The sequence below is a fragment of the Azospirillum sp. VT-I1 genome (assembly GCF_055698305.1).
In genome coordinates, this window is record NZ_CP168806.1 from 89,180 (window position 1) to 103,764 (window position 14,585).

Sequence of the window (14,585 nt, forward strand, 5' to 3'; positions counted from 1 at the left end):
CAGCACATTATCAGTTGTTCGTCATCGAGCGAGCCCGATCAGCCATGACCCATCTGGCCCCGGTGATCCACCAGTCACATGACCTGCTGCCGGTCCGGCCGCCGGAGACCGTGTCGATGCGGACACGGGACGGCGCGCGGCTGGATGCGGACCTCTACCGGCCGGACGCCGCCGGCACATGGCCGGTGCTGCTGCTGCGCGTCCCCTGCGGCCGGCGCACCGCGCTGACCAGCCATTATGCCCATCCCCGCTGGTATGCGGCGCGCGGCTATGTGGTGGTGGTGCAGGATGTGCGCGGCTGCGGCACGTCGGATGGTCGTTTCCGCCCCTTCGAGGCGGAGCGGGAGGACGGGGCCGACGCCGTGGCCTGGGCGGCCTCGCTGCCGGGATCGTCGGGAGCGGTGGCGATGTATGGCTGCGGCTATGCCGGGATGGCGCAATGGCTGGCGCTGGCGGAGCAGCCGGGCGCCCTGCGCGCCGTGGCGCCGGCCTTCGCCGGCTGGGACGTCTTCTCCGACTGGGCCTATGAGGGCGGCGCCTTCCGGCTGGCCGACGCCATGGGCTGGGCCCTGCGGACCGCCGCCGAGGCGGCGCGGCGGGTGGAGGACGGAACGGGTCACCGCATCCTTTCCGACGCGGCGCGCAGCCTGCCCATCGACGACGAGATCCCGTCGCGGCCGCAGGCCCTGCGCGACTATGCCCGCTATTCCCATTACGACGACTGGCTGACCAACCCGGTGCCCGGCCCGGCCTGGACCGCGCTGTCGCCCAAGGCGATGCTGTCCGACATGCCGGCGGACGTCGCCGTGCTGCAGCTGGGCGGCTGGTACGACCCGCGGCTGGCCGGAACGCTGGACGCCCACGACCTGCTTGCGGCCGACCGGCTTGTCGCTCGCGGCAGGGCGCCGGTGCGGCTGGTGGTCGGTCCCTGGGGTGCCGACGGTCCCGCCGCGGCGCCGGGGGAGGCGCCGACGCTCGACACGCTGCAGCTCGCCTGGTTCGACCGCGTGCTGAAGGGGCAGGGGGCCGACCGCGGCGGGCCGGTGCGCCTGCATGACGTTGAGAGCGGGCGCTGGCACGACCTGCCCGCCCTGCCGGCAGCCGAGGCGGTACTGCATCTGGCCAGCGATGGCCTCGCCAACCGGCAGGGCGGTCGGCTGGGGCCGGAGATGCCCGATTTCGAGGCGCTCGACGTGGTGGTGCATGATCCGCGCAGCCCGGTGCCGACGGTTGGCGGCCATGCGGTGCCGACCGCTGCCGGGCGCTTCGACCGCGCCGCCGTCGACCGCCGGCCGGATGTGGCGACCTACACCAGCCTGCCCTTGGACGAGCCGCTGATGCTGGCCGGGCGGGTGGCGCTGGACCTGTGGGTGGAGGCCGACGCCCCGTCCTTCGACGTCAGCGCCGTGCTGTCGGTGATGCGCCCGGACGGACAGGTGTTGCCGCTGACCCAGGGCCATGCGCGGGTGGAGCCGGGCGATCCGACCCGGCCGCTGACCATCGCCATGCGGGCGGCCTGCGCCACGCTGGCGCCGGGATCGGCGCTGCGCCTCAGCCTCGCCGGCTCCTGCTTCCCGGCCTATCCGGTCAATCCCGGTACCGGGGCCGAGCCGGGCGAGACCCGCCGGGTCGATGCGCTGCCGATCACGCTGCTGATCCACAGCGGTCCGGACCGGCCATCGCGCCTGCGCCTGCCGGCCTGAGAAAGTCCGGGCCAAAAAGTCAGGGCCATAAAGTCACGGAAGGTCGCCGGCCTCGTCCGCGTCGGCCTTTCCCGCCGCCTTCAGGCAGAAATCCAGGCTCTGCGACAGGAAGCGCATCATCAGGTCGCGGAAGGGCGTCTTGTCGCCGACCGCCCATGCCCGCTCGACGAGATCGAGATACAGGCCGCGGTCCTCCGCCAGGACCACCACCGGCGGAAAGCCGGCGCGGTTCAGGATCAGGTTGCACAGCAGCAGGGCGGTGGCCCGGTTGCCGGCGTGGAAGGGACGGATGGCGCTCAGCCGGTGATGCGCCTCGAAGGCGGTATCGGGACCGGCTTCCGTCTTGCGCATCCAGGTCGACAGCGCCGACATCGACACGCGCAGCTTGGCCGGGTCGGGCGCCGTTTCCGCCGGATCGTCCTTCGGCGGGCCGTTGCGGTACTTGCCGGCCTCGTCCTCGATCCCGCGATACAGCACGCTGTGGAAGGCGGCGACCGTCCGCTCCGTCACGGCGCCCGCCGGATCGAAGGACAGCCGCGCCATCAGCTCCAGCGCCGCGCGATGGTTCAGCACGAAGCGCTGCTCCTCCACCGCGCGGTGGCGCAGGATGCTGCCGCGCTCCAGGATCGCCTTGACGTCGGCGGGCTTGACCGGCACCTCCTCCAGCGCCGCGGCGCTGACGGTGAGGTCCAGTTCGAAGCGGTCGGCGATGCCGTGCACGACCTCCTGCGGCAGGGGGCGGGCCGCGTCCAGCGCCCGTTTCTTCTCCGCGATCTCGTCGAGCAGGGCCATCGGTCACTCTGGTCTGGTGGCGGAGGAGGGTTGGTCAGGGAGGGTGCCCGGCGCATCATGCCGCGCCCCCTGCGGGGATTTGCCGCTTGGACGGGCACGGTTGCCGGTTTTAGGATCCCTGTCAAGATGTCCACAACCCAGCCATGGCCGGCCGCAACCGCTTGAAACAGGCGGAAGGCGCTTGATTTCGCGGGATGCGAGGGGGAGGTCGCTGCGATGACCTATGTCGTCTGGGACGAATCCATGAGCGTCGGCGTGCCCGTCCTTGACGACGAGCATCGGCGGCTCCTCGACCTGTTCAACGGCCTGCTGGAAAGCGGCATCACCCCCGCCAACCGGGAGGAGCTGTCCAGCCTGCTCGCCAGCCTGCAGGACTATGTCGCCGTCCATTTCGCGCGGGAGGAGGCGATGATGGAGCGCTGCGGCTATCCCGACCTGGACGGCCACCTCGCCGCCCACCGCTATTTTGCCGACGAGGTGGAGAAGCTGGCCCGCGACTTCGACGGCGACAACCCCACCATGCTGCGCGTCGACCTGATCCTTCTGCTGAAGGATTGGTTCGTGGAGCACATCCAGCAGACGGACAGCCTGTACAAACCCTATGTGGGGGAAGTCTCCCTCTCCCCCCGGGGAGAGGGCATTAAACAGCTACTTCGCCGCGGCCTTTTGCTCGGCCAGCCCTTCCTCCAGCTTGGCCTGGATGGCGGCCTTGTCGGTGTCCTCGTCGGCGTTGCGCAGCGCGCGCATCCATTGGAACCGGGCCTCGTTGCGGCGGCCGGCACGCCAATAGGCGTCGCCGAGATGGTCGTTGATGGTGGGGTCGCCCGGCTTCAGTTCCACCGCGCGCTCCAGCTTCGCGACCGCGCCCTCGAAGTCGCCCAGCTTGTAGAGCGCCCAGCCCAGGCTGTCGACGATGTAGCCGTCGCGCGGGCGCAGTTCCACCGCGCGCTCCACCATCGCCCTGGCCTTGTCCAGATGCTCGCCCCGGTCGATCCAGCTGTAGCCGAGGAAGTTCAGCAGCGACGGCTCGTCCGGACGCAGCTTCAGCGCGGTCTGCAGGTCGGCCTCCGCCTTCGGCCACTGCTTGGTCTTCTCATAGCTCATGGCGCGGGCGTACAGCAGCGGCCAATGCCGTTCCTGCGGCGCGCCGATCCGCTCCAGCGCGGTGGTGTAGGCGGGGATCGCCTCGTCGTACCGCTTGGAATAGCGGTAGATGTCGCCCAGCCGGGTCACGGCGTCGGTGCGTTCCGGCCGTTCGGCGGACAGGGCCGCGAGGATCGCGATGGCCTCGTCGTTGCGGTTCATGCGGGCGAGGCTGTCGGCCTCGCGCATGCGGGCGGTCCAGCCCAGCAGCGGGTCCTTCGCCAGCCGGCGATAGGCGGTCAGCGCCTCCTCGTGATGGTCGCGGGAGGCAACGATGTCGCCGATCAGCAGATGGGCCAGCGCCAGATCGTCGCGCAGGTGCAGCGCGATGCGGCCGAACAGCAGCGCCGGCTCGTCGGCATTCTCGTGATGCAGGGCGCTGCCCAGGTCGAACAGCGCTTCCGCCAGACCCGAGCGGGCATCGGGTACCGGGCGGGTGGCGGACGGCGCCTTCGCCATGGCGTCCAGCGCCGGCTCCACCAGAAGCCCGTCGGGGTTGTTGACCTGGAAGGTCTCGTAGAGCTTGCGCGCCTCGTCCGTCTTGCCGGTGCGCACCATGAAGTTGCCGACGATCTGCACCACCCGCAGCGGCGCCTCGGTGTCCGTCACCTTGACGTAGCGGGCCGCCGCATCCTCGCTGCGGCCGGCGAGGTCGAGGATCAGGGCGGCGTGCAGATTGTAGAGCGCGCCGAAGCCCTGGACGGCGGCCAGCGGTTCCAGCGCGGCCAGCGCCTCGTCCGTCTTGCCGCGGGCGGTCGCGAGCCACGCGCGGGTCAGCGGCGTGATGAAGCGGCCGAGCCCGTCGGTCGGCAGGCGGGCGGCATAACCGTCGGCCTCGTCCAGCTTGCCCTTCGCGAGTGCATCGGCGGCCAGCAGGGTCAGCGCCATCTGCGGCTCGCCCTGTTCGCCCAGCAGCCGGGCGGCATAGCCGATGGCGGTGTCGATCTGCCCTTCGCCCAGCCGCAGCAGGAAGGTGCGGCGCAGCAGGGCCTGATCGTCGGGATCGGCGGCCAGAGCCTGGGCGGTGAAGCGCGCCGCCGCCGTCCAGTCGTCCTGGTGCTGGGCATAGCGGCCGGCCAGATAGCTGCCGGTGGCGGAGCCGGCGCTCTCGCCGGCCGGACCGGCGGCGAAGGCCGGGGCCAGCATTGGCCCTGCAAATACGCCGCTGGCCAGCAGGGCGGCCAGGGAGGTCGGCAGCAACCGGCGTCGGAAACTCGTCATGCTCTCGTCACCTCGTTTTCCGAGTCGGTATCCCATCATTTTCGGCGGGGCGCGGGCAAGAGACTTTCGTGCTCCTCCCCTTTTCGCACCTCGATCACCGCCAATCCCGCCGCACCTGCTCGATCCGTCCGGCGCGCAGGATGTCGGTGGCGTGGGCGTCCATATGGGCGCGCAGAGGCTCCGGCATGCCCGGCGACAGCGTGGCGCCCTCCACCGACCAGCGGGCCATCCAGGACAGGGTGCGCAGCCAGGTGAGACGCCGCAGCGGCTTCAACCAGGGCCGCACCTCGTCGGCAAGGTCGCCGGGCACCGCCATCGCCCAGGCCTCGACGAAGGCGTCGATGTCGGCCGGCGCCAGTTCCGCATTCACCGCCGGGTCCCATTTGGTGGAGGTGTAGAGGCTGGCATGGGCGAGGTCACTGGCCGGGTGGCCGTATTGCAGCTTCTCAAGGTCGGTGAACCAAGCCTTGCCGTGATCGTCGATCAGGAAATTGCCGGGATGCACGTCCACCCCCACCGCGGTCAGCGGCATTGGGGCCTCCGGCGGCGGCGCGAGGTCGTCGCTGCGGGCGGCGGCAAGCTCCTCCGCGATCAGGGCACGGGCGTCGGCGTCCAGCGCGGCGCGGTCGAACCACTCCGCCTGCCGCTCCACCTGGGCCAGCAATGCGGCGACCGGATCGGGCGGGGCGGGCAGCGGCTCGTAGAAGTCGGGCGGGGCCATGCGGTGGATCGCCGCCAGTGCGCGGGCGATGGCCGGCATGTCGGCGGGAAGGATGGGAGTGCGCCCTTCCACCTCGCCCACCACCAGCGCGCCGAGCGGCAGCCCCTCGCCCGGCGGCAGCAGGCCGGCGAAGCGCGGGGTGTGCCCCGACGGCTCCGCCCGCCGGAAGGCGGCGGCCTGCCGGTCCAGCGCCGTCCAGGCATCGAGGCCCAGCTGGCTCCAGCGCGGGATGCGGGCGACCAGCCGGCGGCCGCGCAGCCGCACATGGTCGTGGGCGACGCCCTTCAGCGGCATCGGCTCCAGCGCGTCGGGGGAGAGGTCGGCAAGGCGCGGCAGCCGGATCAGGGCGGCGTGCAGGGCCTCCATGGAGAAGCCGGCCACTCCACTCATTCCAACTCCTCTCACGCCATATGCTCGCGCAGGCGGGGCATCAGCTCCACCAGATTGCAGGGGCGGTGGCGGTTGTCGAGCTGCCAGACCAGGATGTCGTCCCAGGCGTCGCGGCAGGCGCTGGGCGAACCCGGCAGGGCGAAGATGTAGGTGCCGTTGGCGACGCCGCCGGTTGCCCGGCTCTGGATGGTGGAGGTGCCGACCTTGGCGTAGCTCAGGTAACGGAACAACTCGCCGAAGCCGGGAATCGCCTTTTCATAGAGCGCCTCGACCGCCTCCGGCGTGACGTCGCGCCCGGTGACCCCGGTGCCGCCGGTGGTCAGCACCACGTCGATCTGCGGATCGGCGATGTGGGCCTGGACCTGGGCGCGGATCGCCGCGATGTCGTCCCGGACGATGGTCCGGGCGGCGAGCCTGTGGCCGGCCCCGGCGATCCGCTCCGCCAGCGCGTCGCCGGACCGGTCGTCGGCGGCGCTGCGGGTGTCGGACACCGTCACCACCGCGATGTTCACGGGCAGGAAGGGGCGGCTCTCGTCGATCTTCGGCATGGCGGCAGGCGTGTCCTCATGTCGGGCCGGAGCCCGGCAAGGGCGCACCGGCGGTCAGGGTATCGGGCTGGCCTCCTCCCGCTCCGCCACCGTCTCGACCCGCGCGGGCGCCGCCGTTTCCGAGGGCGTTTCAGCCACCGTTTCCGCGGGCGCCTCCGGGGCCGCTTCCGGAGCCGGAACCGCCGGCTTCACCGCCGGCAGCGGGTCCGGCTGGGCCGCGACCTGGGTGGCGCCGGCCTCCACCGGGGTGTAGGACGGCCATTTCCCGTCGGCGACGGCGTCGAGAGAGGCGGTCTCCTGGCCCAGCCGCAGCTGGTAGATCCAGAAGTTGGCCATCACCTTCTCCACATAGTCGCGCGTCTCGCCGAAGGAAAGGCTTTCGATGAACAGCAGGGGATCGGTGATATCGCTCAGCTCCCGCCGCCAGCGTGCCAGCGTGCCCGGCCCGGCATTGTAGGCGGCGGTGGCCAGGAACAGGTTGCCGTCGATCTCCGGCATCGCCAGCAGCTCGGTCAGATAGCGCTGGCCGAGTTCCATGTTGCGCGCCGGATCGAACAGGGCGTCCCGGTTGGCGTCCTCGCTGCCGATGTCGGCGTGGCGTTCGCGCACATGCTGGGCGGTGCTGGGCAGGATCTGCATCAGCCCGGTCGCCCCGGCGGAGCTGACCAGCCGCGGGTCGAAGCGCGATTCCTGGCGCATCACCGCAAAGACCAGCGCCCGGTCCACCGCGAAGCCGTCACGCGGGGTCCAGTGGGGCAGGGGGTAGAGGGCGGCGGCATAGGGCGCGCCGTCCGGCCCAGCCACCGCATTGCCCAGCCGCAGCGACAGGGTCGCCACCCCGGCGCGGTCGGCCAGCGCCACCATCGCCTGTTCCACCAGCGGGTCGCCCTGCGGGTGGATGCGCTGCAGCTCCATGCCCGCCAGTTCGCGCTGGCCAACCTGCAGCAGGGCAATGGCGCGGGATCCCGCCGGCTTGGCCGCCATCGCCGCCAGACTCCGCCCGTTGAGATCCGGCGCCTGCCAGCGCACTTGGTGCAGCGTGCCCAGGGTGCGCAGCGCGATCAGGCCGTAGAAGGTGTGGGGATAGCGCGCGGCGGCCGCCAGATGCTCCGCCGCCTCCTTCTCCTTGCCGGGCTTGCGGGACAGTGCGCGGGCCGCCCAATAGTCGGCGGCGGCCGCCTTCCAGGGGGACCGCGGACCGGCGGCGGCCATGCCCTGGAAATGGCGGGCGGCGCGGTCGGTCTGCTTCAGCCGCCATGCGGCCAGCCCGGCGATCCAATGCGCTTCCGGCAGCATGTCGCCCGACCGGGCGGCGCTGGCCGAGGCGAGCGTCAGCGCCTGCGCCGTCTCGCCCGAGAAATAGAGAGAAGCCGCGATGCGGGCGCGGGCGGCGTCATACTGCACGGTGTCCAGCTTGCCGCCGAACTCGTCCTGGTTCAGCAGGCTCAGCGCGTTGCCGGTGCGGCCGGAGCGCAGCAGCTCCTCCACCCGCGCCACGGCGGCGCGGTCGCTGCGGGCGCGCGACACGGTGCGGCTGCGCGGGGCGACGGTGACGCTGTCGTCCTCGTCCTCCTCGCTCGCGGCGACGGTGCGCAGGCCGCCCAGCCGTTCCAGCGAGCCGACCAAGCGCACGCGCTCCTCCCCCGCGGCGGCTTCGGGGCGCGCTGGCCGGCGGGCTGGCGCTTCTGGGCCAGGCTGTGCACGCGCTCCGCCCCGGCGAGGTCGCCGTAATCCTGCATCCAGCGGGCGAGTTCCTCGTAGCCGGCGCGGCGGTCGGGGTGGAGGTAGCGCTGGCGCAGGACATAGCCGACCAGCCGGCGGTCCTTCAGCTTCGCCATTTCGGCGTCGGCGGCGTCCCACTCCGCCCGCTCCTGCAGCGCGAAGATGCGGCGGTAGCGGCCGGCATCCTCCTCGTCCAGCTGGACGGCGCGGGCCTCGACGTCGTCGGCGAGCAGCAGGGGGAACCGCTCGGGCCGGTGGACGCATCGGCCGCCGCAGAGCCGGTCGCAGGGCTGCTGGGAACGGCCGGATCGGGGAGTCCCATTGCCGGGTCGCCTGTGGGCTCGCCGAAATCGGGGGTATCGGGATCAGGCACGGAATCCGGGCCGGGCGGGACGACGGCGTGACCGTCCGGCGCGTGGATGATGAGGGCGGCGCAAGCGGGCCGGAACCCGACCGCACCGTCGGGCCCCATGGTGTAAGCCACCGCGAGACCCAGCACCCCCAGAAGGTTCCGCCGCAGCGGGACCGCGTTCGCGGCCCGGTATGCTGCACTGCAAAATATCCGGAGCATTGTTCCGAAATAGCGCAGGCGCTCGCCAACCGCAAGCAACGGATTTGCGCGGAATGTGTCGGAGCCGGTATTCGCCAGTCTCTACAACGGCTTAAGGATGCCGGGAAAATGGCCTTAGCCCGTTGGGAAGGTGCCTTTCGGCATGGGACGATTACATTTGTGTCATGGGATCGGCCCCGTCATACGAACGATTTCGGCAGGGCTGTGACATCGATCTTTTGCTTACGAATACTTGATTCCGTCTTCGTCGATCTTTTGCCGCAGCGCAAGCATGTCCCGCCACGCTTCCCTCTTTGCGATAGGGTTGCGCAGGAGGTACGCCGGATGGAGCATCGGCATCAGAGGGATGGGAGTACCGGTGCCCTCATAGGACCGCCATTGCCCGCGCAGGCGGGTGATTCCCTCCGCCCGGTTCAACAGGGTCTTGGCCGACACGCCGCCCAGCGCCACCAGCAGCTTCGGCCGGACCAGCTCCACATGCCGTTCCAGGAAGGGCAGGCAGGCGGCGATCTCCGCCTGGGTCGGGCTACGGTTGCCGGGCGGGCGCCAAGGCAGGATGTTGGTGATGTAGACCTTGCCGCGGTCCAGCCCGATCTGCGCCAGCATGCGGTCCAGCAACTTGCCGCTGACCCCGACGAAGGGCTTGCCCTGCCGGTCCTCGTCCTCGCCCGGCGCCTCGCCGATCAGCATGACCGGGGCCTGCGGATTGCCGTCGGCGAAGACCGTGTTCATGGCGGTGGCCTTCAGCGGGCAGCCGTCGAAGCTGCGCAGTGCCGCCTCAAGCGCCTCCAGGCTCTGCGCCTCGTGCGCGCGGGCGCGGGCCTGGATGCCGGCCTCGCTGGCGCCCAGCGGCTGGTCGGGAGAGGGAAAGAGGGCGGCCGGGCGCGGGGCCGCGGGGGCAGGTGCCCGAGTCGGCGCCGGGCCGCGCGCCATTCCGGGGCCCATGGCTGCATTGGGCGCCGCACCGGCGCCCGCGGGCACGGCGCGCGCCGCCGGCCGGGCGGAGAAGGCGGCCCAGTCGATCGGCTCGTCGCCGATGGCCTCGTCGCAGCCGATATCGGCATGCCAGCGCAGCGCGTCGAGGATGTCGCATACGTCAATCATCGTTTGACCTTACCACAGATCGTGTGGTCTTACATGTCCAGATACCCAATTTGGGTGCGGTGCAAAGCGTGCTACAAGCACGCGCCCGCAAAACACCATAGGGCGTCCCGAGGGAAACAGTACCAAAACAAGACGGTGGGGGAGTGTGGTGATGGAACGCGAACCGCGCGAGGTCATGGAATACGATGTTCTGATCGTCGGCGCCGGCCCGTCGGGCCTGAGTGCGGCGATCCGCCTGCGGCAGCGCGCGGTCGAGACCGGGCAGGAACTCAGCGTCTGCGTGATCGAGAAGGGGTCGGAGGTCGGCGCCCACCTGCTGTCCGGCGCCGTCTTCGAACCGCATGCGCTGGACGAGCTGATCCCCGACTGGAAGGAAAAGGGCGCTCCCCTCACCACCCCGGCGCGCGAGGACCATTTCCTCTTCCTGACGGAGACGAAGGCCTACAAGTCGCCCTTCGCCCCGCCGCAGATGAACAACCACGGCAACTACATCATCAGCCTGGGCAATCTGGCCCGCTGGATGGCGACGCAGGCCGAGGAGCTGGGGGTGGAGATCTACCCCGGCTTCGCCGCGGCGGAAGTGTTGTATGACGACAACGGCGCGGTGAAGGGCGTCGCCACCGGCGACATGGGCATCGGCAAGGACGGCGAGAAGACCGGCAACTACACCCCCGGCATGGAACTGCACGCCAAGCAGACCATCTTCGCCGAGGGCTGCCGCGGCTCGCTGACCAAGACCCTGTTCGAGCGGTTCGACCTGCGCCGCGACTGCCAGCCGCAGACCTACGGCATCGGCATCAAGGAGCTGTGGGAGGTCGACCCGTCCCAGTCGAAGCCGGGCCTGATCGTCCACACCATCGGCTGGCCCATGGACCCCAAGACCTATGGCGGGTCGTGGCTGTATCACATGGAAGGGAACCTGGTGTCGGTCGGCTTCGTCGTCGGCCTCGACTACTGGAACCCGCACATGAGCCCGTTCGAGGAGTTCCAGCGCTACAAGACCCACCCGGCGATCCGCCCGACCTTCGAGGGCGGCCGGCGTCTGGCCTATGGCGCGCGGGCGTTGTCGGAGGGCGGCTTCCAGTCGATCCCGAAGCTGACCTTCCCCGGCGGCCTGATCGTCGGCGACGGTGCCGGCTTCCTGAACGTGCCGAAGATCAAGGGCAACCACACCGCCATGAAGTCGGGCATGGTCGCGGCCGAAGCGGTGTTCGACCATTTGACCGGCGGCGCTGACAATGGTCCGGAAGTCATCGCCTATCCGGAGCGGCTGAAGCAGTCCTGGGTCTGGCCGGAGCTGTACGCGGTCCGCAACATCCGCCCCGGCTTCCAGAAGGGCCTGTGGGCCGGTCTGGCGAATGCCGCCTACGAGACGGCGCTGAAGGGCAAGTCGCCCTGGACGCTGAAGCACCACGCCGACCACACCACCCTGGTGAAGGCCAGCGAGGCGCCGAAGATCGCCTACCCCAAGCCGGACGGCAAGGTCAGCTTCGACCGCCTGTCCTCGGTCTACCTCTCCAACACCAACCATGAGGAAGACCAGCCGCCGCACCTGACGCTGAAGGACAAGTCGGTCCCGATCAGCGTCAATCTGGCGCTCTACGACGCGCCGGAGCAGCGCTATTGCCCGGCCGGCGTCTACGAGATCGTCCGCAACGACGACGGCAGCGATCCGCGCCTGCAGATCAACGCGCAGAACTGTGTCCACTGCAAGACCTGCGACATCAAGGACCCCACCCAGAACATCAACTGGGTCGTGCCGGAAGGCGGCGGGGGTCCGAACTATCCGGGCGGGATGTAAGGGTCGGGATGTGGGGGCGTTTGCCCCCTCCCTAACCCTCCCCCTCTTCGAGGGAGAGGGGACTGCCGCCGCTTCGCAAACTCTCCCCTCCACCGCCGAAGGCGGGGAGGGAAGGGGCCCATGCATCAGCATGGGAAGGGAGGGGGCAAACGTACGCGCCCATCGCCGCATGCGAAAGGATGAACGGTGCCGGCACGCGGGTGTCGGTTGCGCCGCCGGCCACTCCTATCTATAACGCAAGCGGTAACCTCTCTGCGACGGCGCGATGATCGTTTCCTGTCCGACCTGTTCAACGCGCTACACCCTGTCCGACGAGTCGCTCGGCACCGACGGCCGGAAGGTGCGTTGTGCCCGCTGCGGCCACACATGGTGGCAGATGCCGGAACGGGTCGAGCCCGAGCCGGTGGTTGCCGATGCGCCGACGGAAATCCGTCCGGCGAAAGCGGCAAAGCCGGCCGCCAAGACGAAGGTCAAGCCGCCGAAGGCTCCGCGCGCCAAGCCGGCGCGCAGCACGGTGATCGGCTTCGCCCTGCTGGGGCTGCTCGTCGCGGGGACCGTTGCCGGCGGCTATTTCGGCCGCGATGCCATCGTCCGCAGCTGGCCGCCCGCCGCCCTGCTCTACGAGACCGTCGGGCTGCCGGTCGAGCCGCCGGGCTTCGGGCTGGAGCTGCGCAACGTCCGCTCCGAACAGAAGGTCGAGGGGGGAACCACCGTCCTGCTGCTGGACGGCGAGATTGCCAACACCACCGATGTCGAGCGCGCGCTGCCGCCGCTGCGCGCCATCGCCTTCGGCGCCGACCACAAGCCGCTGCAGAGCTGGACCATCGAACCGTCCGCGCCCGTGCTGCTGCCGGGTGCGGTGGTGAGCTTCCACCACAGCCAGCCGGATCCCGGCCCGGTGACCGAGGTGACCATCACCTTCGGCGCCCCGCCGCCCGGTCTGGACGCTCCGGCCGCCAAGACTCCGGCCGAGAAGGCGCCAGAGAAGCCGGCTGCGGCCAAGCCCTCCGGCCACTGATCCGGCCACCGATCCGGGGGGGTCAGCGCTCCGGAATGCCGTGTTTGCGCAGCTTGTTGGCGATCATGGTGTGCGAGGTGTTCAGCCGCGCCGCCAGCTTGCGGCTGGACGGGAATCGCGGGTAGAGCCGGCGCAGCAGCGACCGTTCGAAACCGTCCACCGCCTCCTCCCAGCTTTCGGCCTCCTCCGCCGGCATCTCGGCGGACTGCATCCCGGCGCCGGCCAATTCCAGGTCCGCGGCGTCCAGCGCGCCGCCGTCGCTCATGGTCACGGCGCGGAAGATGACGTTCTCCAACTGCCGGACATTGCCGGGCCAGCGGTTGGCGAGCAGCGCCGCCGCCGCCGCCGGGGTCAGGCGGCCGGGCGGCCGGCGGGCCTGCGCTGCGGCACGGGCGATGAAATGGCGGGCCAGCAACAGGATGTCCTGCCCGCGCTCCCGCAGCGGCGGGACGCTCAGCGTCAGCACGTTCAGGCGGTAGAACAGGTCCTCGCGGAAGCTGTGGTCGGCGACCATCGCCTCCAGTGAGCGGTGGGTGGCGCTGATGACGCGCACGTCCACCTTCTGCTCGCGCTCGCCGCCGACCCGGCGGAAGCTGCCGTCATTGAGGAAGCGCAGCAGCTTGGCCTGGAGATAGGCCGACATCTCGCCGATCTCGTCCAGGAAGACGGTTCCGCCATGGGCCAGTTCCAGCAGGCCGGGCTTGCCGCCGCGCTGCGCCCCGGTGAAGGAACCGGGGGCGTAGCCGAACAGCTCGCTCTCCGCCAGATTCTCCGGCACGGCGGCGCAGTTCAGCGCCAGGAAGGGCTTGTCGCGGCGCGGGCTGGCGCGGTGGCAGGCGTGGGCGATCAGCTCCTTGCCGGTGCCGGTCTCCCCCAGGATCAGCAGCGGCGCCTCCATGGCGGCGACGCGCGCGGCCCGCGCCTTCAGCGCCCGCACCGGCGGCGATTCGCCGAGGATGCGGTCGAAGCCGCCCTCATCGAAATTCTGGATCGCATTCAGACGCTCGCCCAGGCGAGACGGGGTGAACAGGGTGATGACGGCGCCCGCCGCCTCGACATCGACGATGGGCGTCACCTCCAGCAGGAAGGGCTGGCCGTTCAGCGTCACCTCGCGGCCGGACATGCGGAAGCCGCCGTCGGCCAGCTCGCGCGTCAGGCCGGGTTCGCCGAACAGCTCGCCGAGGTCGAGGCCCGCGAGGCGCGATTCCGGCAGTCCGGCGACCTGGGCGGCGGCGGCGCTCGCCACCACGACACTGCCCGCACGGTCGACCGCCAGCACCGGGTCGGGCAGGGCGGCGAGCAGCGCATCCAGATGCAGCCGTCGCCGCGTGCCCGGCAGCATGTCGATGGCGGCCACCGACTGGACGCCGGCGATGGTGCGCAGCGCGTCCGACAGGGCGGGGAGCGCGGCCGGATCGAGGCCGGGAGCGTCGATGTGGATCAGCGGCGGATCGACCTCGACGCCGACGACGTTGAGCCGGCGCAGCGCCAGCACGGCGAGGATCTCATGGGCGATGCCGACGCGGTCGGTGAAGGTGACTTCGATGCGCATGGGGGGCTGTTGGGGTTAGGAGGTACTTGTTGCCCCCTCCCTAACCCTCCCCGCGTTCCGCAGGAGAGGGAACTCCGCTGCTCTCGCGCTTAACTCCCTCTCCCGCGATCGGACCGGCCTTTGGCCGGCCGAGGGCGGGGAGGGTTGGGGAGGGGGCAATCAGCGACCACTGTACACATATCGTTACGCCGTATCAAAATCTTTACACCCGACCAACCCCTTGCTCCACAACACCCACAGCCCTCATCGTCTCTCCCCTGTAAACTTCTGCATACACCCCACGCCCCATCACTCCCCCC

The 14,585-nt window shown here is 70.5% G+C and carries 11 protein-coding genes and 1 pseudogene; 5 read left to right on the forward strand and 7 right to left on the reverse strand.

What is annotated here, in order from left to right; translation table 11 throughout:
* Nucleotides 1-44 precede the first annotated feature (44 nt).
* On the forward strand, nt 45-1,703 hold the full coding sequence (locus AB8P05_RS28980) for a CocE/NonD family hydrolase (RefSeq protein ID WP_472761880.1): 1,659 nt from the start codon (nt 45-47) through the stop codon (nt 1,701-1,703).
* A 33-nt stretch (nt 1,704-1,736) separates the two neighbouring features.
* Here the strand turns inward: AB8P05_RS28980 and AB8P05_RS28985 are convergent, their stop codons facing one another.
* Nucleotides 1,737-2,495 carry a Fic family protein gene (locus AB8P05_RS28985; RefSeq protein WP_472761881.1) on the reverse strand — a complete coding sequence of 253 codons (759 nt, stop codon included), beginning with the start codon at nt 2,493-2,495 and terminating at the stop codon, nt 1,737-1,739.
* A gap of 216 nt (nt 2,496-2,711) precedes the next feature.
* Between AB8P05_RS28985 and AB8P05_RS28990 the strand changes: the two are divergent.
* Nucleotides 2,712-3,089, forward strand: a pseudogene (locus AB8P05_RS28990) (bacteriohemerythrin); the annotation flags it as partial.
* 54 nt (nt 3,090-3,143) lie between these two features.
* Here AB8P05_RS28990 and AB8P05_RS28995 read toward each other — a convergent pair.
* From AB8P05_RS28995 to AB8P05_RS29010, 4 genes are all read right to left on the reverse strand, one after another.
* On the reverse strand, nt 3,144-4,859 hold the full coding sequence (locus AB8P05_RS28995; RefSeq protein ID WP_472761882.1) for a tetratricopeptide repeat protein: 1,716 nt from the start codon (nt 4,857-4,859) through the stop codon (nt 3,144-3,146).
* 94 nt (nt 4,860-4,953) lie between these two features.
* Nucleotides 4,954-5,970 (reverse strand): phosphotransferase, encoded by a 1,017-nt coding sequence (locus AB8P05_RS29000; RefSeq protein WP_472761883.1) that lies wholly within the window; start codon nt 5,968-5,970, stop codon nt 4,954-4,956.
* Nucleotides 5,971-5,981: 11 nt separating this feature from the next.
* Nucleotides 5,982-6,518, reverse strand: a complete 537-nt coding sequence (gene moaB / locus AB8P05_RS29005; RefSeq protein WP_472761884.1) for a molybdenum cofactor biosynthesis protein B — start codon at nt 6,516-6,518, stop codon at nt 5,982-5,984.
* A 54-nt stretch (nt 6,519-6,572) separates the two neighbouring features.
* Nucleotides 6,573-8,150: a lytic transglycosylase domain-containing protein gene (locus AB8P05_RS29010; protein ID WP_472761885.1), complete on the reverse strand. Its 1,578-nt coding sequence runs from the start codon at nt 8,148-8,150 to the stop codon at nt 6,573-6,575.
* A gap of 65 nt (nt 8,151-8,215) precedes the next feature.
* Between AB8P05_RS29010 and AB8P05_RS29015 the strand changes: the two genes are divergently transcribed.
* Nucleotides 8,216-8,644: a hypothetical protein gene (locus AB8P05_RS29015; protein WP_472761886.1), complete on the forward strand. Its 429-nt coding sequence runs from the start codon at nt 8,216-8,218 to the stop codon at nt 8,642-8,644.
* A gap of 389 nt (nt 8,645-9,033) precedes the next feature.
* Here AB8P05_RS29015 and AB8P05_RS29020 read toward each other — a convergent pair whose 3' ends face one another.
* A complete protein-coding gene (locus AB8P05_RS29020; protein ID WP_472761887.1) occupies nt 9,034-9,915 on the reverse strand; it encodes a uracil-DNA glycosylase in 882 nt (293 codons plus the stop codon).
* Between the two features lie 151 nt (nt 9,916-10,066).
* Between AB8P05_RS29020 and AB8P05_RS29025 the strand changes: the two genes are divergently transcribed.
* Together AB8P05_RS29025 and AB8P05_RS29030 are read left to right on the forward strand one after the other, a co-directional pair.
* On the forward strand, nt 10,067-11,716 hold the full coding sequence (locus AB8P05_RS29025; protein ID WP_455175963.1) for an electron transfer flavoprotein-ubiquinone oxidoreductase: 1,650 nt from the start codon (nt 10,067-10,069) through the stop codon (nt 11,714-11,716).
* Nucleotides 11,717-11,981: 265 nt separating this feature from the next.
* Complete coding sequence (locus tag AB8P05_RS29030; RefSeq protein ID WP_472761888.1) at nt 11,982-12,734, forward strand: MJ0042-type zinc finger domain-containing protein; 753 nt, start codon at nt 11,982-11,984, stop codon at nt 12,732-12,734.
* Nucleotides 12,735-12,756: 22 nt separating this feature from the next.
* Here the strand turns inward: AB8P05_RS29030 and AB8P05_RS29035 are convergent, their stop codons facing one another.
* Complete coding sequence (locus AB8P05_RS29035) at nt 12,757-14,286, reverse strand: sigma 54-interacting transcriptional regulator (protein ID WP_472761889.1); 1,530 nt, start codon at nt 14,284-14,286, stop codon at nt 12,757-12,759.
* Nucleotides 14,287-14,585 lie beyond the last annotated feature (299 nt).